The 20,346-nt window shown below is 68.6% G+C and carries 17 protein-coding genes; 10 read left to right on the top strand and 7 right to left on the bottom strand.

The annotated features are described in order from the left end of the window. Positions 1–39: 39 nt before the first annotated feature. Complete coding sequence (gene dmeF / locus MNI96_RS12395; RefSeq protein WP_249693546.1) at positions 40–1,020, top strand: CDF family Co(II)/Ni(II) efflux transporter DmeF; 981 nt, start codon at positions 40–42, stop codon at positions 1,018–1,020. A gap of 30 nt (positions 1,021–1,050) precedes the next feature. Here dmeF and MNI96_RS12390 read toward each other — a convergent pair whose 3' ends face one another. Then, on the bottom strand, positions 1,051–1,917 hold the full coding sequence (locus tag MNI96_RS12390; protein ID WP_249693542.1) for a LysR family transcriptional regulator: 867 nt from the start codon (positions 1,915–1,917) through the stop codon (positions 1,051–1,053). Positions 1,918–2,087: 170 nt separating this feature from the next. On the opposite strand from MNI96_RS12390, the gene bla reads away from it, so the two are divergent. From bla to MNI96_RS12375, 3 genes are all read left to right on the top strand, one after another. Beyond that, positions 2,088–2,990: a class A beta-lactamase gene (gene bla, locus MNI96_RS12385; protein WP_249693541.1), complete on the top strand. Its 903-nt coding sequence runs from the start codon at positions 2,088–2,090 to the stop codon at positions 2,988–2,990. Positions 2,991–3,099: 109 nt separating this feature from the next. Further along, positions 3,100–3,465 carry a VOC family protein gene (locus tag MNI96_RS12380; protein ID WP_249693540.1) on the top strand — a complete coding sequence of 122 codons (366 nt, stop codon included), beginning with the start codon at positions 3,100–3,102 and terminating at the stop codon, positions 3,463–3,465. Positions 3,466–3,598: 133 nt separating this feature from the next. Further along, positions 3,599–4,948 carry an MATE family efflux transporter gene (locus MNI96_RS12375; protein WP_249693535.1) on the top strand — a complete coding sequence of 450 codons (1,350 nt, stop codon included), beginning with the start codon at positions 3,599–3,601 and terminating at the stop codon, positions 4,946–4,948. Positions 4,949–5,222: 274 nt separating this feature from the next. Here MNI96_RS12375 and choV read toward each other — a convergent pair whose 3' ends face one another. The 3 genes from choV to MNI96_RS12360 all read right to left on the bottom strand — a co-directional run bounded on the left by choV (position 5,223) and on the right by MNI96_RS12360 (position 8,168). Beyond that, positions 5,223–6,254 carry a choline ABC transporter ATP-binding protein gene (choV, locus tag MNI96_RS12370; RefSeq protein WP_249693533.1) on the bottom strand — a complete coding sequence of 344 codons (1,032 nt, stop codon included), beginning with the start codon at positions 6,252–6,254 and terminating at the stop codon, positions 5,223–5,225. Further along, complete coding sequence (gene choW, locus MNI96_RS12365; protein ID WP_249693531.1) at positions 6,251–7,099, bottom strand: choline ABC transporter permease subunit; 849 nt, start codon at positions 7,097–7,099, stop codon at positions 6,251–6,253. Before choW ends, choV begins: the two co-directional genes overlap by 4 nt. 121 nt (positions 7,100–7,220) lie before the next feature. Beyond that, positions 7,221–8,168, bottom strand: coding sequence for a choline ABC transporter substrate-binding protein (locus MNI96_RS12360; RefSeq protein WP_249693529.1), 948 nt, complete (start codon positions 8,166–8,168; stop codon positions 7,221–7,223). Positions 8,169–8,825: 657 nt separating this feature from the next. On the opposite strand from MNI96_RS12360, the gene betI reads away from it, so the two are divergent. From betI to betB, 3 genes are all read left to right on the top strand, one after another. Beyond that, complete coding sequence (gene betI / locus MNI96_RS12355) at positions 8,826–9,446, top strand: transcriptional regulator BetI (RefSeq protein ID WP_249693528.1); 621 nt, start codon at positions 8,826–8,828, stop codon at positions 9,444–9,446. Between the two features lie 4 nt (positions 9,447–9,450). Continuing rightward, positions 9,451–11,106: a choline dehydrogenase gene (gene betA / locus MNI96_RS12350; protein ID WP_249693526.1), complete on the top strand. Its 1,656-nt coding sequence runs from the start codon at positions 9,451–9,453 to the stop codon at positions 11,104–11,106. Positions 11,107–11,182: 76 nt separating this feature from the next. Further along, positions 11,183–12,646 carry a betaine-aldehyde dehydrogenase gene (gene betB / locus MNI96_RS12345; RefSeq protein WP_249693524.1) on the top strand — a complete coding sequence of 488 codons (1,464 nt, stop codon included), beginning with the start codon at positions 11,183–11,185 and terminating at the stop codon, positions 12,644–12,646. A gap of 6 nt (positions 12,647–12,652) precedes the next feature. On the opposite strand, the gene MNI96_RS12340 is transcribed toward betB, so the two are convergent. Both MNI96_RS12340 and MNI96_RS12335 read right to left on the bottom strand, forming a co-directional pair. Beyond that, positions 12,653–13,765, bottom strand: coding sequence for a quinone-dependent dihydroorotate dehydrogenase (locus MNI96_RS12340; RefSeq protein WP_249693522.1), 1,113 nt, complete (start codon positions 13,763–13,765; stop codon positions 12,653–12,655). Continuing rightward, positions 13,765–14,106 (bottom strand): DUF952 domain-containing protein, encoded by a 342-nt coding sequence (locus tag MNI96_RS12335; protein WP_249693520.1) that lies wholly within the window; start codon positions 14,104–14,106, stop codon positions 13,765–13,767. The genes MNI96_RS12340 and MNI96_RS12335 overlap by 1 nt, the downstream gene beginning before the upstream one ends. 295 nt (positions 14,107–14,401) lie before the next feature. On the opposite strand from MNI96_RS12335, the gene MNI96_RS12330 reads away from it, so the two are divergent. The 3 genes from MNI96_RS12330 (at position 14,402) to MNI96_RS12320 (ending at position 18,559) form a co-directional block, all read left to right on the top strand. After that, a complete protein-coding gene (locus MNI96_RS12330) occupies positions 14,402–15,067 on the top strand; it encodes a S24 family peptidase (protein WP_249693518.1) in 666 nt (221 codons plus the stop codon). 48 nt (positions 15,068–15,115) lie between these two features. Beyond that, positions 15,116–16,132, top strand: a complete 1,017-nt coding sequence (locus MNI96_RS12325; RefSeq protein ID WP_249693516.1) for a thermonuclease family protein — start codon at positions 15,116–15,118, stop codon at positions 16,130–16,132. Between the two features lie 717 nt (positions 16,133–16,849). Further along, positions 16,850–18,559 (top strand): methyl-accepting chemotaxis protein, encoded by a 1,710-nt coding sequence (locus tag MNI96_RS12320; RefSeq protein WP_249693514.1) that lies wholly within the window; start codon positions 16,850–16,852, stop codon positions 18,557–18,559. Between the two features lie 76 nt (positions 18,560–18,635). On the opposite strand, the gene MNI96_RS12315 is transcribed toward MNI96_RS12320, so the two are convergent. After that, positions 18,636–20,300, bottom strand: coding sequence for a lysine--tRNA ligase (locus MNI96_RS12315; RefSeq protein WP_249693512.1), 1,665 nt, complete (start codon positions 20,298–20,300; stop codon positions 18,636–18,638). Positions 20,301–20,346 lie beyond the last annotated feature (46 nt).

Genomic DNA, 20,346 nt, shown 5'->3' with positions numbered 1-20,346 from the left:
GCATGAAATAGGCCGGGCAGCCGGCGACGGGAGAGTGCAATGGCACCCGAGACAATCTCCACCTACACGCACGGACACGACTTTCTCGGCTCGCAGCATCGGCGCAACGAGCGGCGGGTCTGGCTGGTCATTGCCCTGACGGCGACGATGATGGTCGTCGAGATCGCCGCCGGCACGCTCTTCGGCTCTATGGCGCTGCTGGCCGACGGCTGGCACATGTCCACCCATGCGGCCGCCCTGCTCATCACCGCCCTGGCCTATCTCTTTGCGCGCCGTTACCGCAACGATCCGCGCTTCAGCTTCGGCACCGGAAAGCTCGGCGATCTCGGCGGCTTCGCCAGTGCCATCGTGCTGGCGCTCGTCGCGCTGCTGATCGGATGGGAAAGCCTGCTGCGCCTCGCCAGCCCGGTGGCGATCAGCTTCGAGCAGGCGATTGCCGTCGCCGTCATCGGGCTGGTGGTGAACCTGGCCTGCGCCTGGCTGCTCAGGGACGATCATGGCCACCATCATCGCGGCCACCATCACGGTCATCATCACCATGATCACGCCCACGACGACACGCATGAGCATCCCGGCCACGGCCCCGCGCGCGACAACAACCTGCGCGCCGCTTATCTACATGTGCTGGCCGACGCGCTCACGTCCCTCCTCGCGATTGCCGCATTGCTGCTTGGACGCAGCCAGGGTTGGCTCTGGGCCGACCCGCTGATGGGGGTCGTCGGCGCGCTGATCATCGCGCGCTGGTCGTGGGGCCTGATCCGCGAGACCGGCGCGGTGCTGCTGGACCGCACGCCCGACGACAAGCGCCTGCCGGAGGAGATCCGCAAGGCCGTCGAGACCGGCGGCGACCGCATCTGCGACCTGCATGTCTGGCAAGTCGGCCCCGGCCACCACGCGGCCATCGTCTCCCTCGTCTCGCGCGCGCCGAGGGACCCGGCGCATTACAAGGCAAGGCTCGCCCGGATTGCGGCCCTTTCCCACATCACGGTCGAGGTCCAGCCAGCACCGCAGCCCACCTGAGCCCGGGCCGCTACGGCCTTGCCCTCCCCTTCAGCCGACCTCGTCCGCGATCCACTGGTGAAAGGCGCGCATGGCCGGCGTCTGCCGGCGCGACTTCAACGAGGTCAGCCAGTAGGCGCCGAGCGGAGCCTCCACCGCGAAGGGCCGGACGACGCGCCCCTCCTCGATCTCGCGCGCGAACATCGCCACCGGCACCAGGGCGACGCCGGCCCCCAGCGCTGCCGCCTCGACCAGGGCCCTTGAGGAATCGAACATGAAGCCGCGCGCCGGCAACGGCTCGAGGCCCGCCATGCGGAACCAGGCCGCCCATTCGTCCTGCCGGTAGGAGCGCAGCAGGTCCTCGCCGCCAAGATCGCGCGGATGCGTGAGCCGCGCTGCGATCTGCGGCGCGCACACGGGCGAGAACGGCGCCTCCATCAGCCGCACCGCGTCCGTCGCGTGCCAAGCGCCGTCGCCGAAGCGGATGAACAGGTCGAGCCCGTCGAGCAGCATGTCGGCCCGGTTGTTGTTGGTCTTCAGCCGCAGGTCGACATGGGGATGGGCCTCGCGAAAGCGCGAGAGGCGCGGCAGCAGCCAGCCGATGGCGAAGGTGCCGACGACGCCGATGGTCAGGATCTCGCGGAAATTGCCCTGTTCGAACTGGCTCAGCGTCGCGCTCATCCGGCGGAAGGCATCGGTCAGCACGGGCAGCAGCGCCTGCGCCTCGTCGGTGAGCGCCAGGCCCCGCGGCAGGCGCTTGAACAGGGTCAGGCCGAGCGTCTCCTCCAGCGCCTTCACCTGATGGCTGATCGCGGTCTGCGTCACCCGCAGCTCCAGCCCGGCGCGGGTGAAGCTGCCGAGCCGGGCCGAGGCCTCGAAGGCGCGCAGCGCATTGAGCGGCAGGTGCGAGACATCCATGGGGCTCTTCTCCAAGGCCAAGATTTTCTCATGTCTAATCCCATAATTGCTCGTTTGGCGAGGGTCTTATGTTTGCGCATGATCGCTCCCGCAGGCTGGGAGGCCATCCAGCGCCCTGCCGCCGCACCAACCGGCGCAGGCCGTACGCTTTCACGACGGAGATGAAATCCATGTTCAAACTGTCTCGCCGGCAGGCACTTGCCGGCTCGCTTCTGCTCGCCCCGGCGCTGGCCACCGGCACCGCTCTCGTGACCATGCCCGCCCGTGCCGGCATGGCCGATGCCGCCGATATCGAGGGGCGCCTCGCCGCGCTGGAACGCAAGCAGGGCGGGCGTCTCGGCATCGCCATCCACGATGTGGCCAGCGGGCAGACCTTCGGCAACCGGGCAGACGAGCGCTTCCTGATGGCCAGCACCTTCAAGCTGACGCTCGCCGCCTTCGTGCTTGCCCGCGTCGACCGGGAGGAAGAACAGCTCGACCGGCGTATCCCCTTCACCAAGCGCGATCTCGTCTCCTGGTCGCCGGGCACGGAAAAGCATGCCGGCGGCCCCGGCCTGACGGTCGCGGAGCTGTGCGAGGCGACGGTGACGATGAGCGACAACACCGCCGCCAACCTGCTGCTCAAGAGCTTCGGCGGTCCGGCCGCGCTGACGGACTTCGCCCGCTCGCTCGGCGACGAGGTCACCCGTCACGACCGCATGGAGCCGGAGCTCAACGCGCATGACGGGCCCGGCGACGAGCGCGATACGACGACGCCAGCGGCAATGGCGGAGACTTTGCGCAAGCTGTTGTTCGGCGATGCCCTGTCGCGCCGCTCGCGCGACCGGCTGACCGCCTGGCTGGTCACCAACCGGACCGGCGACGCGCGGCTGCGCGCCGGCTTTCCCGCCGACTGGTTGGTCGGCGACAAGACCGGCACCAGCGGCAAGGGCCACGCCAACGACATCGGCGTCGCCTGGCCGAGCAGCCGCGGCGCGCTGATCGTCACCGCCTATTGCGAGATGCTGCAGGCCGAGGCCAAGACGCGCGACGCCACCCTGGCCGAGATCGCCCGCATCGCCGCCTCCATCTGAGGCAAGCGGGCGGGACGGCTCCCTGCGCTGCCCCGCCCCGCCGACATTTCTTCAAGGCACGGGCCGCGCCATCGCCTACCCTCTCCCGCAGCAATCACGGGAGCACCGCATGACCGTCAGGCGCATCGTCGCGAATATCGCCGTCACCGACACCGGGCCGTCCACCGCCTTCTACCGCGACATTCTCGATCTCGAGCCGGCGATGGACCACGGCTGGTTCGTCACCCTTGCCGCCGCCAGCGCCAGTCCGGCGCGGCCGCAGATCGGCATCGCCACTGAAGGCAGCTCGGGCACGCCGGTGCCGGACCTCTCCATCGAGGTGGACGACCTCGATACGGTGATCGTCCGCATCGAGCGCGCCGGCATTCGCCCCGAATACGGGCCGGCCATTGAGCCCTGGGGCGTGCGCCGCCTGTTCCTGCGCGACCCGAACGGGCGACTGCTCAACATCCTGGAGCATGCGGGGGAAAGCTGAGGCAGCGCGCCGCCCGTGCCTGCGTCACATCCCGTTTGACCGTTCCATCTTTGTTCGCTAGCGTCCGCCAGAACGACTCTCCCGCCCCGCGTCCGCGCCGCCGTTTTCGCGCCCGCATTTCGAGCCAAGTCAGATGACGAGCCAGCCCTACGGCGCCGTGCGCCCGTTCGACGTGACCAGCCGCAGCGTGCTCGCCATCGCCGTGCCGATGACGCTCGCCTATCTGTCGACGCCGCTGCTCGGTCTGGTCGACACCGCGGTGATCGGCCAGCTCGGCGATGCAGCGCTGCTCGGCGGCATCGCGCTCGGCGGCGTTCTGTTCGACATCGTCTTCACCAGCTTCAACTTCCTGCGCGCCGGCACCACGGGCCTCACCGCGCAGGCGAGCGGCGCGGGCGACGGCGAGGAGGAGCGCGCGGTCCTGTTCCGCGCCGTGCTGCTGGCGCTGGCGCTCGGCGCGACGGTGATCGTGCTGCAGCAGCCGGCGCTCACCGCCGGTCTGTGGCTGATGGGCGGCAGCGCCGAGGTGCAGGCCGCCACCGCCAGCTATTTCGCGATCCGCGCCCTCTCCGCGCCGCTGGCGCTGGCCAACTACGCCTTTCTCGGCTGGTTCATCGGCCGCGGCCGGGCGATGACCGCGCTCGGCCTGCAGACCTGGCTGAACGGCATCAACATCGCCCTGTCCGTGCTGTTCGTGCTGTATTTCGAGTGGGGCGTCGCCGGCGTTGCCGCCGCCACCGTCGCCGCCGAGGCGCTGACCGCGCTGGCCGGTACGGTGCTTGCCGCCCGCGCGCTTTCGGGCCGCCCGCTGCCGACCCGCGCGCAGGTCTTCGACAAGGTGCGCTTCAAGCGGATGATGGCGCTCAACGGCGACATCCTGATCCGCTCCTTCGCGCTGATCACCGCCTTCGCCTTCTTCATGTCGCGCTCGGCCGTGCAGGGCGACACGGTGCTGGCGGCCAATGCCATCCTGGAGAAGTTCTTCATGGTGGCGAGCTTCTTCCTCGACGGCCTGGCGACGGCGGCCGAGCAGCTCGCGGGCCGCGCGGTCGGGGCGCGTTACCGCCCGGCCTTCGACCGTTCGCTGAAGCTCAGCCTCATGTGGGGCTATGTGCTCGCCGGGCTGATCTCGCTGGTCTTGCTCGCCGCAGGTCCCCTGCTCATCCATGCGATGACGACGGCGGAGGACGTACGCCAGACGGCGGTCGCCTACTTAGGCTGGGCGGCGGCCACGCCGCTGTTCGGCGTCCTCGCTTTCCAGATGGACGGGGTGTTCATCGGCGCCACCTGGTCGCGCGACATGCGCAACATGATGCTGCTGTCGCTGGCGCTCTATTTCGCCGCCTACGCCGTTGCCTTCCCCCTGCTCGGCAATCACGGCCTGTGGCTTGCTTTCACCATATTCCTCGCCGCGCGCGGCTTCTCGCTGCTGGCGATCACCGGCCGGCGCGCGCGGGAGACCTTTCCCGCGCACCCCGCCTAGGGTCAGGACCCATTAATATGGCCGCAATGGTCGTCCTGACGTCTGCGGATACGCGAAGCAAGACCGCAGGAAGACCTCAAGTCTTTCAAGGACTTGCGACAAAGTAGCCCGTGCAAGTCCGGACGGTCCGCAGGACGTCCGATAGACCGTCGACCTGCCGCGTCGAAGCCGTTGACCGGGGGGCGGCCCGTTACTGCGGGCTTCTCCTCGCAGCTCTTGGTCTATCGAACGCCATTGTTGTCATATTAATGGGTCCTGACCCTAGCAACCGATCTCACCGCAGGCAGTCGAGGATCTCGCCCTCGCCGACCAGCCCCAGCGGCGTGTCGCCGTCGCAGACCAGCACCGGCCCTTCGCCAGACCGTGTCAGGGCGATCACCTCGCGCACCGGCGTCTTCGGCGCGCAGCGCGCCGCGCCACCCAGCCCGCCCGCCTCGCCCTCGTCCAGCGCCCGCATGATGTCGCGGGCGCGCAGCACCCCGAGCGGGTTCATATGCGCCACGAAGTCGGCCACATAGTCGTTCGCCGGCTTGCGCACGATCTGCTGCGGCGTGCCGAGCTGGATCACCCGCCCGCCTTCCATGATGGCGATGCGGTTGCCGATCTTGGCCGCCTCGTCGAGATCGTGGCTGACGAAAACGATGGTCTTGTTGAGCTTGTCCTGCAGCGCCAGCAACTCGTCCTGCAGGTGGCCGCGGATCAGCGGGTCCAGCGCCGAGAACGGCTCGTCCATCAGCAGGATCGGCGCATCGGTGGCAAAGGCGCGGGCCAGCCCGACGCGCTGCTGCATGCCGCCGGACAGCTCGTGCACATACTTGTCGCCCCACTGGGCAAGGCCGACCAGCTCCAGCTGCGCGTCGACCTTCTGCCGGCGCTCGCGCCCGGCCATCCCGGCGAGCTCCAGGCCGAAGCCGACATTCTCGCGCACCGTGCGCCAGGGCAGCAGCGCGAACTGCTGGAACACCATGGCGATGCGGCCGCGGCGCAGCGCGCGCAGCTCCTGCGGCGCGCAGGCGGACGGGTTCACGGAAGCCGCGCCATTGTGCACCAGCACCTCGCCGCGGGTGATGCGGTTCAGCCCGTTGACGGCGCGCAGCAGCGTCGACTTGCCGGAGCCCGACAGGCCCATCAGCACGATCAGCTCGCCCTCCTCGATGTCGAAGCTGGCACCGGCGACACCGAGGATCTGGCCCGTCTCCTCTTGGATCTCGGCGCGGCTGCGGCCGGCATCGATCAGCGGCAGCGCGGAGTGCGGACGCTTGCCGAAGACGATGTCGACATTGCGGAACGAAACGGCGGCGGTCATCGGCTGCCCTCCCCTTCGTTGCGGTTGCGGAAGAAGCGGTCGAGCACGATCGCCACCAGCACGATGGCGATGCCGACCTCGAAACCCTGCGCGATGTTGACGGTGTTGAGCGCGCGCAAGGTCGGCACGCCGAGCCCGTCGGCGCCGACAAGGGCGGCGATCACCACCATCGACAGCGACAGCATGATGGTCTGGGTCAGGCCGGCCATGATCTGCGGCAGCGCGTAAGGCAGTTCCACCTTCCACAAGAGCTGCCAGCCGGTGGCGCCGAAGGCCTCGCCTGCCTCGATCAGCTGCCGCGGGGTGGAGGAGACGCCGAGCTGGGTCAGGCGGATGGGCGCGGGAATCGAGAAGATCACCGTGGCGATCAGGCCCGGCACCATGCCGAGGCCGAACAGGATCAGCGCCGGGATCAGATAGACGAAGGTCGGGATCGTCTGCATCAGGTCGAGGACCGGGCGCATCGCGGCATAGAGCTTCGGCCGGTGCGCGGCGGCAACGCCGAGCGGCACGCCGATCGTCATGCACACGGCGGAGGCGGCAATCACCAGCGACAGGGTCTCCGTCGTTTGCGTCCAGTAGCCCTGGTTGATGATCAGCAGCAGGCTGGCGGCGACGAACAGGGCGAAGGAGACGCGCCGCTGCACGACATAGGCCAGCACCGTCGCGATGACCACGATCGCAAGCGGGCCGGGAGCCTGAAGCAGCCAGAGAATGCCGTCGATCAGGGTTTCGAGCACCGCCGAGATGCCGTCGAACACCCAGTAGGCATTGGCGGTGAGCCAGTCGACCAGGGCCTTCGCCCAGGGGCCGATGGGGATCTTGTGTTGGGTGAGCCAGTCCACGCGCAGCCTCGCCGTCCTGTTCTTGTCGTTGGTGCGGGCGTGTTCCGTCCTGCCCGCAAGGCGAATGCGGTCCGCCCGCGCGCGAGGCCCTCAAGGCTTGCGCGCGGGCGTCCGGCTTGGGTCAGAGGCCGAGGGCGCCGTTCAGGGCCGCCTTGGCCTCGCCGCCGTCGAAGGTGGTCACACCCTCGAGCCAGGCATCGGCAACGCCCGGATTGGCCTTCAGCCAGGCGGTCGCGGCCGCGTTCGGCTCGGTGCCGTCATTGAGGATCGCGCCCATGATCTCATTCTCCATCTGGAGCGAGAACTCCAGGTTCTGGAGGAACTTGCCGACATTCGGGCACTCTTCCAGATAGCCGGCGCGCACGTTGGTGTAGATCGTCGCACCGCCGAGGTTGGGGCCGAACACCTCGTCGCCGCCCTCAAGATAGGCCATGTCGATATTGGCGTTCATCGGATGCGGCTCCCAGCCGAGGAAGACCACGTCCTGCTTGCGCGGCACGGCGCGCGAGACCTGCGACAGCATGCCGGCCTCCGAGCTCTCGACGATGTCGAAGCCCTTCAGTCCGAACATGTCCTTCTCGATCATGTCGATGATCAGGCGGTTGCCGTCGTTGCCGGCCTCGATGCCGTAGATCTTGCCGTCGAGATCGTCCTTGAACTTGGCGATGTCGGCGAAGGTCTTCAGGCCCTTGTCGTAGGTGTATTGCGGCACGGCGAGCGTGTACTTGGCGCCTTCCAGGTTGGCGCGCACGGTCTCCACCGAGCCGTCCTCGCGATAGGCCTTGATGTCGCCCTCCATGGTCGGCATCCAGTTGCCGAGGAAAACGTCGATGTCCTTGTTCTTCAGCGAGGCATAGGTCACCGGCACCGAGAGGATCTTGACGTCGGGCTCGTAGCCCAGCGCGCCCAGCACCACCGAGGCGGTGGCGGTGGTGGCGGTGATGTCGGTCCAGCCGACATCGGAGAAGCGGACGGTCTTGCAAGCTTCGGCTTCGGCCGCCATCGCGGCGGGGGCGGCAAGGCCCAGGGCAAGGGCTGCGGCGCCGAAGCGCAGGGCAAGGGTGTTCATCAGCTTGTGTCCTCCTGACGGGCGGGACGGCCGGAAGCCGGCCCGCATGCGGGGTTGCAGCGCTGCGGCACGGCCGCATGCGCCGATGGTGGGCCGGCCGCAAGGGTCGCGGCGGCACGAGGTCCCGACGCGCGATCCGCGGCAAGCGCGGCGCGCAGGGGTTCGAAGGGCGGGGCGGGAGGTCCCGCACACCGGCAGCAAGGGCCGGTGGCCAGAGGCGACGGATCGCCAGGGGTGCAGCAATCGGGGCGCGGCACGCGCTCGCCGGATGCTGCGGCCGGGCAGCCTGGGCCCGGCACGAACGAACCGGACCTCCCTGCCCGTTTCGATGCGCATCAAAACATTTTTGAACGCAATAGGCAATTCCCCGCACGTTTTTCGTTTTTTCATTGATTGAACGGCCAATCAAAATTATTCCTTGAAGAGCAAGGCGCGCCGGCCGACACCGACCGGAAAGCGCATCCACCGCCCAGCACGCCCTTATGGACGGGCTGCTGGACGGGCTGCCGCCGGGGACCAATGCAGCGGCCGCCGCCTGCGGCCTACCCCCTCGGACGGCGGCGCATCCCAGGGACAGGACCGCACATGCCGCCCGGCTTCGGGCGGAGCGGATCGCGACCTTCAGGACGAACGGGGCGGGCTGGAAACGGAGCGGAAATGCCGCGAATCGGAATGGAAACCCATCGCCGCAAGGCCTTGATCGACGCGACCGTCGCGACGATCCACGAGCGCGGCTTCGGCGATGCGACGATGGCGGAGATCGCCCGGCGCGCGGGCGTCTCGGGCGGGCTGGCGCATCACTATTTCGGCTCCAAGGCCGGGCTGCTCAACGCCACCATGCGCTTCCTGCTGACCGACCTGTCGCGCGAGACCCGCGAGCGGATGGCCGGGGCGGGGGGGCCCCGCGCGCGCATCTCGGCGATGATTTCGGCCAGCTTCGCGCCGACCCAGTTCCAGCCGGCGCTGATCTCGGCCTGGCTCGCCTTCTACCTGCAGGCGCGCACCGACGCGGAAACGCGCCGCCTGCTGCGCATCTACCACCGTCGGCTCGTCTCCAACCTCGCCCATGCCTTCGCCGCGCTCATTCCCGGTGAGCGGGCGCGCCATGCGGCCGAGGGCACGGCGGCGATGATCGACGGGCTGTGGCTGCAGCGCATCTTCGCCGACGGCCCGCCGCAACCGCGCACCGCCATCCGCCGGGTCGAGGACTATGTCGAGCGCCAGCTCGGCGCGCCCTGCCCGGCCGCCACGGACACCGGACACAAGGGGAACGGATAGACCCATGCAGGACGCGACCCATATCGTCGTCGGCTCCGGCTCGGCCGGCGCCGCCCTCGCCTATCGCCTGTCGGAAGACCCGGCCAACAAGGTGCTGGTGCTGGAGGCCGGCGGAACGGATATCGGCCCCTTCATCCAGATGCCGGCCGCGCTCAGCTATCCGATGAACATGTCCCGCTACGACTGGGGCTACCGGAGCGAGCCGGAGCCGCATTTGGGCGGGCGCCGGCTGGCGACGCCACGCGGACGCGTCATCGGCGGCTCCTCCTCGATCAACGGCATGGTCTATGTGCGCGGCCATGCGCGCGACTTCGACACCTGGGAGGAGATGGGCGCGCGCGGCTGGTCCTATGCCGACGTCGCTCCCTATTTCGAGCGGATGGAGACGAGCCATGGCGGCGAGGCCGGCGTGCGCGGCACATCCGGTCCCCTGCATGTCACCCGCGGTACCAAATGGAATCCGCTCTACGCCGCCTTCGTCGAGGCCGGGCGTCAGGCCGGCTACGAGACGACGCCCGACTATAACGGTCTGAAGCAGGAAGGCTTCGGCGACATGGAGATGACCGTGTGGCGGGGCCGGCGCTGGTCCGCTGCCAACGCCTATCTGCGCCCGGCGCTGAAGCGGCCCAACATCCACCTGTTCACGGGCGTCACCGTCACCCGCGTGCTGTTCGACGGGTTGCGCGCCACCGGCGTCGAGTTCCGGCGCGGAGGGCAGATCGAGCGGGTGAGCGCCTCGGCCGAGGTGATCCTCGCCGCCTCGTCGATCAACTCGCCGAAGATCCTGATGCTGTCTGGCATCGGCGACGGCGCCGCGCTGAGCGCCCTCGGCCTGCCGGTCCTCGCCAACCGGCCGGGCGTCGGCGCCAACCTGCAGGACCACCTGGAGCTCTACATCCAGCAGGCCTGCATCCAGCCGATCACCCTCTACAAGCACTGGAACCTGATCTCGAAGGCCTTGATCGGGGCGCAGTGGCTGTTTACCGGCACCGGGCTCGGTGCCTCCAACCATTTCGAGGCCTGCGCCTTCATCCGCTCGCGCGCCGGCATCGAGTATCCGGACATCCAGTACCACTTCCTGCCCTTCGCCGTGCGCTACGACGGCAAGGCGGCAGCGGAGGGGCACGGCTTCCAGGCGCATGTCGGGCCGATGCGCTCGAAGTCGCGCGGGCGCGTGGCGCTGACCTCGCCCGATCCGACGGCGCCGCCCTCGATCCTGTTCAACTACATGTCCCATCCGCAAGACTGGGAGGACTTCCGCGCCGCCATCCGCCTGACGCGCGAGATCTTCGGCCAGGAGGCCTTCACCCCCTATCGCGGCCGCGAGATCCAGCCGGGCGAGGCCGTCCAGTCCGACGCCGAGCTCGACGACTTCATCCGCGAACACGCCGAAAGCGCCTACCACCCCTGCGGCACCTGCCGCATGGGCGCTGCCGACGATCCGCTCGCGGTGGTCGACCCGCAGGGCCGGGTGATCGGCGTGGAAGGCTTGCGCGTTGCCGACAGCTCGATCTTCCCGCAGATCACCAACGGCAATCTCAACGCGCCCTCGATCATGGCCGGCGAGAAGATCGCCGACCACGTGATGGGCCGCGAGCCGCTGCCGCGTTCCAACAAGGAGCCGTGGATCCATCCGAACTGGCGGACAGAACAGCGCTGACGCCGTAGACTTGCCTCACACGGTCATCACACTTGCCCGCCACAGTCCTTCGTTCGTGTCCGCCAGGAGAGAGTTCATGCGTGCCCAGCCCCCCGCTTCGCATTTCATCAACGGCAGCTACCAGGAAGACCCGCACGGGCGTCCGATCGAGAACCGTTATCCGGCCACCGGCGAGGTGATCGCCCGGCTCAGCTCGGCCGGGTCCGAGACGGTCAATGCGGCCGTTGCCGCGGCCCGCTCCGGCTTTCGCGTCTGGGCGGCGACGCCGGCGGCCGAGCGCGGGCGGGTGCTGCGGCGGGCGGCGGACCTGCTGCGCGCCCGCAACCGAGAGCTCTCCGAGCTGGAGACCCTGGACACCGGCAAGCCGCTGCAGGAAACGCTGATCGCGGACGCGGCCTCCGGTGCCGACTGTCTGGAATATTACGGCGGCCTTGCCGCGACGCTGACCGGCGAGCACATCGATCTCGGCGGCTCCTTCGCCTATACGCGGCGCGAGCCGCTCGGCGTCGTCGGCGCCATCGGCGCCTGGAACTACCCGATCCAGATCGCCTGCTGGAAGGCGGCGCCTGCGCTCGCCTGCGGCAATGCGGTCGTGTTCAAGCCGTCCGAGCTGACCCCGCTCAGCGCGCTGAAGCTGGCCGAGATCCTCAAGGAGGCCGGCCTGCCGGACGGCGTGTTCAACGTGGTGCAGGGTTATGGCGAGACCGGCGCGCATCTCGTCGAGCACCCGGACGTCGCCAAGGTTTCGCTGACCGGCTCGGTGCCCACCGGCACGAAGGTCGCCGAGATCGCCGCGCGCACGCTCAAGCACGTGACGCTGGAGCTCGGCGGCAAGTCGCCGCTGATCGTCTTCGACGACGCCCATCTCGACAATGCGGTGTCGGCGGCGATCAACGCCAATTTCTACTCCTCCGGCCAGATCTGCTCGAACGGCACCCGCGTCTTCGTGCAGAAGGGGCTGAAGGAGGCCTTCCTCGAGCGGCTGGCCGAGCGCACGGCGCGGGCAAGGCTCGGCGATCCGATGGACGAGAGCGTCGACACCGGCCCGCTGGTCTCGCAAGCCCAGCTCGACAAGGTGCTCGGCTATATCGAGGCCGGCCGGGCCGAGGGCGCGCGGCTCGTGTACGGCGGCGGCCGCGCCACCGTGCAGGGCTTTCCGGACGGGCTCTTCGTCGAGCCGACGGTGTTTGCCGACGTCGCCGACCACATGACCATCGCCCGCGAGGAGATCTTCGGCCCCGTGATGTGCGTGCTCGACTTCGACAGCGAGGAGGAAGCGGTGGCGCGGGCCAATGCGACCGAGTTCGGCCTTGCCGCCGGCGTCTTCACCCGCGACATCGCCCGCGCCCACCGGGTGATCGGCGCGCTGCATGCCGGCACCTGCTGGATCAACACCTACAACCTGACGCCGATCGAGATGCCGTTCGGCGGCTACAAGAAGTCGGGCATCGGCCGCGAGAACGGCCATGCCGCCATCGAGCATTACAGCCAGGTGAAGTCCGTCTACGTGGAGCTGGGGGACGTCGCCAGCGCCTATTGAGGCGCCTCACACGCTCCCCTGCCCGTCCGGGTCGGCCTTCGCCCAGGCCTCCGCATTGCGCCCGCTCGCCTCGCCGAGATGGGCGAGCCCGTGCCGGTCGAGACAGGCGGAAAGATGCGTCAGGATGCGCCCCACCAGACCCGGCCCCTCGTAGACGAGGCCGGTATAGAGCTGCAGCAGGCTGGCGCCGGCCGTGATCTTGGTCCAGGCGGCCTCGCCGCTGTCGATGCCGCCGAGGCCGACGATGGGCAGGCGCGGGCCGACCCGCAGCCGCATGCGGGCGAGCGCGATGGTCGAGCGGCGAAACAACGGCCGCCCGGACAAGCCGCCGGCCTCGGCCGCGCTCTTGCGGTCGGTCAGGCCGCCGCGCGCCAGCGTCGTATTGGAGACGATCAGCCCCTCGATGCCGGCGGCCAGCACCTCGGCGGCGATGTCGTCGAGCCCCGCCTCGTCCATGTCGGGGGCGATCTTCAGCAGCACCGGCACCGCGCGGCCGTGGCGGCCGGCAGCCGCTTCCCGCGCCTCCATCACCCGGCCGAGCAGTTCCTTCAGCGCCTCGCGCGCCTGCAGATCGCGCAGGCCCGGCGTGTTCGGCGAGGAGATGTTCACCGCAAAATAGGAGGCAAGATCGGCGAAGGCCTCGATGCCGGCGACATAGTCGGCGATGCGGTCGGCCGCGTCCTTGTTGGCCCCGACATTCACCCCGACGATGCCGCCGCGATGGCGCCGCGCCGCAAGCCGCGCGCGCAGCGCCGCATGGCCCTCGTTGTTGAAGCCGAGCCGGTTGATCACCCCCCGGTCGGCAGGCAGGCGGAAGACGCGCGGGCGCGGATTGCCTTCCTGCGCCAGCGGCGTCACCGTGCCGATCTCGGTGAAACCGAAGCCGAGCGCCAGCAGCGCGTCGGGCACCTCGCCGTTCTTGTCGAAGCCGGCGGCCATGCCGAGCGGATTGGGGAAGGCGAGATCGGCGAGCGTCACTGCCAGCCGTCCGTCCTGCGGCACCTTGCAGGCCGGCGTCAGGCCGCTCGCCAGCGCCTTGACGGTCAGCCCGTGGGCGGTCTCGGCATCCAGCGAGAAGAGGGCCTTGCGGGCGAGCGCGTCGACGGCGGAGGAAAACATCACAGCGCCTCCGGGAAGAGGTGTGCGCCGCCTGCTCCCAGCGGCAGTTCGCGCACCCAGCGCACCGCCGACATCTCCAGCTCGCCGTACAGATGCGGGAACAGCGCCCCGCCGCGCGAAGGCTCCCATTTCAGGCCCTCGCCCAGCGCCTCGGCCTCCACCGCGACGAGGACAAGTCCGTCCTGCCCGGCGAAGTGCTTTGCCGCGGTCTCGCGCACCTGATCGGCAGCGGAAAAATGGATGAACCCGTCGGCAAGGTCCACCGGCGCACCGGAAAACCGCCCCCGCGCCTCGGCCTGTTGCCAGTCCTTGCCCGGAGAAATCTTGTAGATCAACGTCATGAGGCGGCCCGTCCCTGTGCGTGAAGAAGGCTTGCGCGCCGGATTACAGGCTGCGGGCCGGCCAGACAAGGGCAAGAGACGGGCAATCGGCCCGCAAAGCGGGCACCTCGTTGCCGGGCCAGACTGGTACTCGACCGCCATTAGGAATATATACCCGTAACGGGGATAACCCGGACAGGAAGCGCGGGACGGGCGGCCGCAGGCCGCCCCCGGCGTCCGGCCGCCCCCGCGGCGGCCGCAGCAACAGGCCGCCCGGCCAGGGCCGTTCCCTGGCAGGCGGCAGCGGAGCCAAACCATGCTTTCGCACGAAACCGTCTGGTCGGCCATCGACCTGCTTGCCCGTCGCAACGGACTGACGCCCTCCGGCCTTGCCCGGCGTGCAGGGCTCGACCCCACCACCTTCAATCCATCGAAGCGCACGGCTGCCGACGGCCGGCCGCGCTGGCCGTCGATGGAATCGATCGCCAAGATCCTCGGCGCCACCCGTTCCGACCTTGCCGACTTCGTCGCGCTGGTCAACGACCCCGATCCGGACGCTGCGTCCGCGGGCATAGCCGACAGCGACCGCCTGCCGTTGCCGCAGCTCAGCTCCGCCACCGGCGCCCATGCGGCGGTCGGCGGCTTCTTCCACGACGGCGACCTGCCGGCCGTGCTCACGGGCAGCGGGCAGGCGGGCCTTGCAGAGATCCCTTGCGAAGACTGCGCCATCCGTGTCACCGGGGGGGACATGCTGCCCTTCTACCGGGAGGGCGACATCATCGTCATCTCGCCGAAGCGGCCGATCCAGCGCGGCGACCGGGTGGCGCTGCGCCTCGCCTCGGGCGAGCTCAGGGCGCGCATCTTCGCCCGGCGCCTGCGCGGCCGCATCGAGTTGTCGCCGCTGGATGCGCAGGACTCGCCGGAGCGGTTGGCCGCCGCCGAGGTCGCCTGGATGGCGCGGATCATCTGGGCGAGTCAGTAGGGTCGCGCCGCGCCAGAACGGCAAACAAAACCGCAAACGGGAACGGATATGGGACGCACCTTCCTCATCGCAGTGCTGATCGCCGGCGCGCTCGCGGCCGCCATCGACTATGGCAGCGACGGAATGCTGAGGGCCCTGCTGGCAGACGGCAGCCCCGGCAGCCCGCCCCCCACGCCGCCGGCCCCGTCCGCAACGGCCGCCATCGCCGGGGACAACACAGACGCAGGCGGCCTGCCTGCATCCGCACCAGAGCCCGATCCGGCCGCCCAACCGGCACAGCAGCCGGCGAAGCCGGAGGCCGCCCTTCCCGCGCCCGCAACAGTCCAGCTGCCCGATGCTCCGGACCCGTCCACCATCCGCAACGTCACGCCGTCCGACATCCTGCCGCCGCCGCGCATCTCCGGCCCGCTGAAGCGCGTCGCCGCGGAGCCGCCGAAGCTTCCCGAGCGCGAGATCCCGAGCGAAATCACCTTCCACCAGCCGCTGGTCATCGATGCCGGCAGCTTCCGCACCAAGCAGCTGACCATCCGCCTTGCCGGCATCGACGCGCCGGGACCGGCGGAGACCTGCCCCTCGCGGCTCGGCGGCACCTGGCCCTGCGGCATGCGGGCGCGCACTGCCCTGCGCGGTCTCGTCCGCCGGCACGCGGTCACCTGCCAGGACATGCAGGACACGCCGGCCGGCGTGGTTCTGGCCACGTGCCGCAAGCAGGATATCGATCTTGCCGCCTGGATGGTGGCGCAGGGGTGGGCGCGCCCCGGCGAGGGCGCAGGCGAAGATCTCCTTACCTCGGCGCAGGCCGCCCGCGAGGCGCGCCGCGGCATCTGGCAGCTCGACGGGCCCGCACCGCTCTCTCCCTTTCCCTCCACCTCGGCCGGTGAAGCGCAAGACGGGGACACGCCGGAGGGCGTTCCGCCGTCGCTGCCGGCCGACGCGCCCGGGCAAGCCGGCGCAGGCGCCGGTCAGCCCCCCGAAGCGGATGCGGACCCTGCACGCGCCCTGTCGCTCGACCTCCCGCCGGTGGAAATCACGGATACGCCCTGGCATCCCGGCAATATCGACTGACGGCGAGTCGGGGACCATTTTCTCGCCAAGCAGATCGCGTTTTCCGAACGCTGCGGCATCCGCACGGCTGCAGGGCGACTACACGGCGTCACCCAGGCCGCGAAGGAGGCCAGCTCCGCCTCGGGCCAGGTGCCGTGCTCGGCCAACGAGCTTGCCGAACAGTCCTCGAGCCTGCGTATGCAGCTGGTGCAGTTCCTGGAGAGAAGGTCCGCGCCGCCCGAGGCGCGCCGCGGCCGCCTCCAAAGTCCCCGGCGCATGCCGGAGGCGAGCGAAAACAGATGACGGGGCCCTCGAGCGACCCTTTTTCGTTCGGTCGCAAGCCGCTTCAAGAAAAGCCGCGATGTACGATAGATTGCGTAGGTTGGATCACTATCTCGTCAAATTTTCCCCAGAAATATGGAAAATTCCCTAGCGTCATTATTGTCGAGATCACGCAACCGTACGAATTCCGAGTTCAGAGCCGGCATGGTTGCCATTTTACCTTGCGGAATCTTCAGACAATTAACCGAACATTCATAAATACATTCGAAAACTCTATATCAACAACAGAAAAAAACAGCAAGTCTTCGCCAGTTTGCGCCAATTCAACAAGCGTTACAGCGAATCCCCATAGCCAAATCCAGGTTTGGACGCGAACAATCAGGCGGCTCTCCAAGGGAAGACAGCGCCGTAAGGCCGAATCCATTGCCCATCGGGCGATCAAGACAGGAGAACATCATGCCGTTTCTGGCAAACATGAAGATCATCACCAAGATCCTCATCGTCATCGGGTTTCTCGGCGCCATTGCAGGCGGGCTGAGCTATATCGCCATCACCGGCATGGACGAGATGAACGCCTCCAGCGAGCGCATGGACCGGGAGGCCACCAACGCCCGCCTGATCGCCGCGCTCGGGGCGAACGTGCTGGCCGTCGGCCGCGCCGAAACCCAGCTCGGCACCGATCCCCGCCCTGACTCCATTGCGCGCATCCGTGCGCTGGTCGATGCGGAACGCGCCAGCTTCTCGGACCGGCTGAACCGTGTGCGCGATACCTCGACCGGAGACATGCGCGCCCGTGCCGATCAGGTCGCGGCCGAATGGGAGGCCTTTGTCGGCGGGGTCGAGCAGACCCTGGCTGCGGCCCAGCGCGTCGAGGGGTTCGAGATGACCGAAGCCACGGCCGAGCTTCGCGAGCAGCTGCAACAGAGCGAGCAGCGGACGAACGCCCTCCGGCAGATGCTGCTTGACGTGTCCCGCGACATGGAAGACCGCGTCGGCGAGCTGAAGAACGAGGCGACGGCCCAGTACCAGGCGAGTTCCAGGCTGCTGATGATCGTCACCGCCATCGGCATCCTGCTCGGCATCGGCGTCGGCTTCGCCATCGCCAAGTTCGGCATCGCCGATCCGCTGCGCCGCCTGGTGGCGATGGTGCAGCGCCTGGCCGGCGGCGAGTTCGATATCGAGATCGAGGGCCGCGAGCGCAAGGACGAGGTCGGCGAGATCGCGCAGGCGGTCGAGGCCTTCAAAGTCAAGCTGGCCGAGGAAGCGCGTCAGGAGGCCGAGGAGAAGATCGAGAACGACCGCAAGCTGGCCGAACAGCGTCGGATCGAAATGAACCGGATGGCCGACGACTTCGAGAATGCGGTCGGCGAGATCGTCAATATCGTCTCGTCGGCGGCGACCGAGCTGCAGGCCGCGGCCGGCACGCTCACCGCCTCTGCCGAGGAGACCAGTTCCCAGTCGGCGTCCGTTGCGGCGGCGGCCGAGCAGGCGGCGATGAACGTGCAGACCGTCGCCTCGGCGGTGGAAGAGCTGGCCAGCTCCGCCGGCGAGATCGGCCGCCAGGCCGAGCAGTCGCGCGAGGTTGCCGGCCGCGCCGTCTCCGAGGCGACGCGCACCACCGACCGGATGGGCGAGCTGCGCACCAATGCCGACCAGATCGGCGCCATCATCAGCCTGATCGACGAGATCGCCGAGAAGACCAACCTGCTCGCCCTCAACGCCACCATCGAAGCGGCGCGCGCGGGCGATGCCGGCCGCGGCTTCGCCGTGGTCGCCAACGAGGTCAAGGGGCTTGCCGAGCAGACCGCCAAGGCAACCGCCGAGATCTCCGCGCAGATCAAGTCGATGCAGAGCTCGACCCTGGAGGCGAGCGAGGCGATCTCCGGCATCGGCCGTACGATCGACGACATGTCCAATATCTCGGCAGCGATCTTCGCGGCGGTCGGCCAGCAGGGCAACACCACCACCGAGGTCGCCCGCAACGTCCAGCAGGCCTCGCAAGGAGCGGGCGAAGTGACCTCGAACATCGTCGGCGTCACCCAGGCCGCGCAGGAGGCGAGCTCCGCCTCGGCCCAGGTGCTCTCCTCCGCCAGCGAGCTGGCGCAGCAGTCGGAGATCCTGCGCTCGCGCATGGCCGAGTTCCTGCAGACCGTACGCGCGGCCTGACGCGCACGCGCCCTTGCCACCAAACGCGAACGGGCCGCCCATGGGCGGCCCGTTTCTTTCTGATGATCCTGGCCGCTCAGCCGACGGAGACGAGCTCGCCGGAGATCGCCCTGGCGATCAGCGCCCGGGTCTCCGGGATGCCGTAGAGCGCCACGAAGGAGCCGAAGCGCGGGCCCTTCTCCTGGCCGAGCAGCAGCTTGTAGAGCGCCGAGAACCAGGCGACGGACACGCCCGGCCCGCCGTCCGGGCTCTTCTTGTTCGGGTCCTGGTAGCGCTCGATGGCGCGGGCGACATCCAGCACCGCGTCCTGGATCGCCGATCCGTCCGCGTCCTCGGGCAGGCTCGCCAGCTTTTCGTCCAGCGCCTTCAGGGCCTCCAGCTCGACCTCGTCCGGCGCGTGGAACACCTTGGCCGGCTTCACGAAATCCTCGAAATAACGGATCGCGTAACCGACCAGCTCGTCGAGCTTCGGGTGGCTTTGCGGCGTCACCCCCGGCACGTGGCGCGAGATGAAGGCCCACAATACGTCCTTGTTCTCCGCGTTGGAGGCGGAGACGAGGTTCAGCAGCATGGTGAAGGAGACCGGCACCTCCACCTTCGGCGGGTTGCCGGAATGGATGTGCCAGGCCGGGTTGGCCAGTTGCTGCTCGACCGGCATCGACGGATACTTCTCGGCGAAGGCGAAATATTCGTCGACCGCCTTCGGGATGACGTCGAAATAGAGCTTCTTGGCGGTCTTCGGCTTGGTGAACATGTAGAGCGCCAGGCTCTCCGGCGAGGCGTAGGTCAGCCACTCGTCGATGGTCAGGCCGTTGCCCTTCGACTTGGAGATCTTCTGGCCCACCTCGTCGAGGAACAGCTCGTAGACGAAATGCTCCGGCGGCGTGCCGCCCAGCACCTCGCAGATCCGATCGTAGATCGGCTGGTTGGTCAGGTGGTCCTTGCCGAACATCTCGAAGTCGACGTCGAGCGCCGCCCAGCGGGCACCGAAGTCCGGCTTCCACTGCAGCTTGACGTTGCCGCCGGTGACGGGGAGCGTCACGTCGGTGCCGTCCTCGTCCTCGAAGGTGATGGTGCCGGCCTTCGCGTCGACCGCCTTCATCGGCACGTAGAGCACGCGGCCCGAGATCGGCGAGATCGGCAGGAAGGGCGAATAGGTCGCCTGCCGCTCCTCGCCGAGCGTCGGCAGCATCACGTCCATGATGTCCTGGTACTTCTCGGCGGCCTTCAGCAGGATCGCGTCGAAGCGGCCCGACTTGTAGTAGTCGGTCGCGCTGGCGAACTCGTACTCGAAGCCGAAATGGTCGAGGAAGCGGCGCAGCATGGCGTTGTTGTGGGCACCGAAGCTGTCGTAATCGCCGCCGAACGGGTTCGGCACCGCCGTCAGAGGCATGTGCAGATACGGCTCCAGCGCGGCGCGGTCCGGTACGTTTTCCGGAATCTTGCGCATGCCGTCCATGTCGTCGGAGAAGCACAGCAGCCGCGTCGGGATGCGGTCCTCGCTCAGCAGGCGGAAGGCGGTGCGCACCATGGTGGTGCGGGCGACCTCGCCGAAGGTGCCGATATGCGGCAGGCCCGAAGGGCCGTAGCCGGTCTCGAACAGCACCGGGCGGTCGATCTTCGCCTTCTCCACGCGTTTCAGCAGCTTGCGCGCCTCCTCGAACGGCCAGGCCTTCGAGGTCCGGGCGGCCTCGACGACGGCAGGGGAAAGATCGAGTTCGGGCAGCGAAGCTGTGGTCATGTGCGGACCGTTGTCTTTGTCTGGTGTTTCGGGATTTGGGTATTCG

The sequence above is a fragment of the Stappia sp. WLB 29 genome, assembly GCF_023507705.1.
GTDB lineage: Bacteria > Pseudomonadota > Alphaproteobacteria > Rhizobiales > Stappiaceae > Stappia.
Note: the sequence above shows the minus strand (reverse complement) of the source record. Positions and strands in the feature narration are given on the sequence as shown.

Bases quoted from the DNA above. Each gene is read 5' to 3' on its own strand.
- MNI96_RS12320 (WP_249693514.1), top strand. From the start codon at position 16,850: ATGCCGTTTCTGGCAAACATGAAGATCATCACCAAGATCCTCATCGTC.
- MNI96_RS12390 (WP_249693542.1), bottom strand. From the start codon at position 1,917: ATGGATGTCTCGCACCTGCCGCTCAATGCGCTGCGCGCCTTCGAGGCC.
- bla (WP_249693541.1), top strand. From the start codon at position 2,088: ATGTTCAAACTGTCTCGCCGGCAGGCACTTGCCGGCTCGCTTCTGCTC.
- MNI96_RS12325 (WP_249693516.1), top strand. From the start codon at position 15,116: ATGGGACGCACCTTCCTCATCGCAGTGCTGATCGCCGGCGCGCTCGCG.
- betI (WP_249693528.1), top strand. From the start codon at position 8,826: ATGCCGCGAATCGGAATGGAAACCCATCGCCGCAAGGCCTTGATCGAC.
- choV (WP_249693533.1), bottom strand. From the start codon at position 6,254: ATGACCGCCGCCGTTTCGTTCCGCAATGTCGACATCGTCTTCGGCAAG.
- MNI96_RS12340 (WP_249693522.1), bottom strand. From the start codon at position 13,765: ATGTTTTCCTCCGCCGTCGACGCGCTCGCCCGCAAGGCCCTCTTCTCG.
- betB (WP_249693524.1), top strand. From the start codon at position 11,183: ATGCGTGCCCAGCCCCCCGCTTCGCATTTCATCAACGGCAGCTACCAG.
- MNI96_RS12315 (WP_249693512.1), bottom strand. From the start codon at position 20,300: ATGACCACAGCTTCGCTGCCCGAACTCGATCTTTCCCCTGCCGTCGTC.
- MNI96_RS12380 (WP_249693540.1), top strand. From the start codon at position 3,100: ATGACCGTCAGGCGCATCGTCGCGAATATCGCCGTCACCGACACCGGG.
- dmeF (WP_249693546.1), top strand. From the start codon at position 40: ATGGCACCCGAGACAATCTCCACCTACACGCACGGACACGACTTTCTC.
- betA (WP_249693526.1), top strand. From the start codon at position 9,451: ATGCAGGACGCGACCCATATCGTCGTCGGCTCCGGCTCGGCCGGCGCC.
- MNI96_RS12360 (WP_249693529.1), bottom strand. From the start codon at position 8,168: ATGAACACCCTTGCCCTGCGCTTCGGCGCCGCAGCCCTTGCCCTGGGC.
- MNI96_RS12375 (WP_249693535.1), top strand. From the start codon at position 3,599: ATGACGAGCCAGCCCTACGGCGCCGTGCGCCCGTTCGACGTGACCAGC.
- MNI96_RS12335 (WP_249693520.1), bottom strand. From the start codon at position 14,106: ATGACGTTGATCTACAAGATTTCTCCGGGCAAGGACTGGCAACAGGCC.
- MNI96_RS12330 (WP_249693518.1), top strand. From the start codon at position 14,402: ATGCTTTCGCACGAAACCGTCTGGTCGGCCATCGACCTGCTTGCCCGT.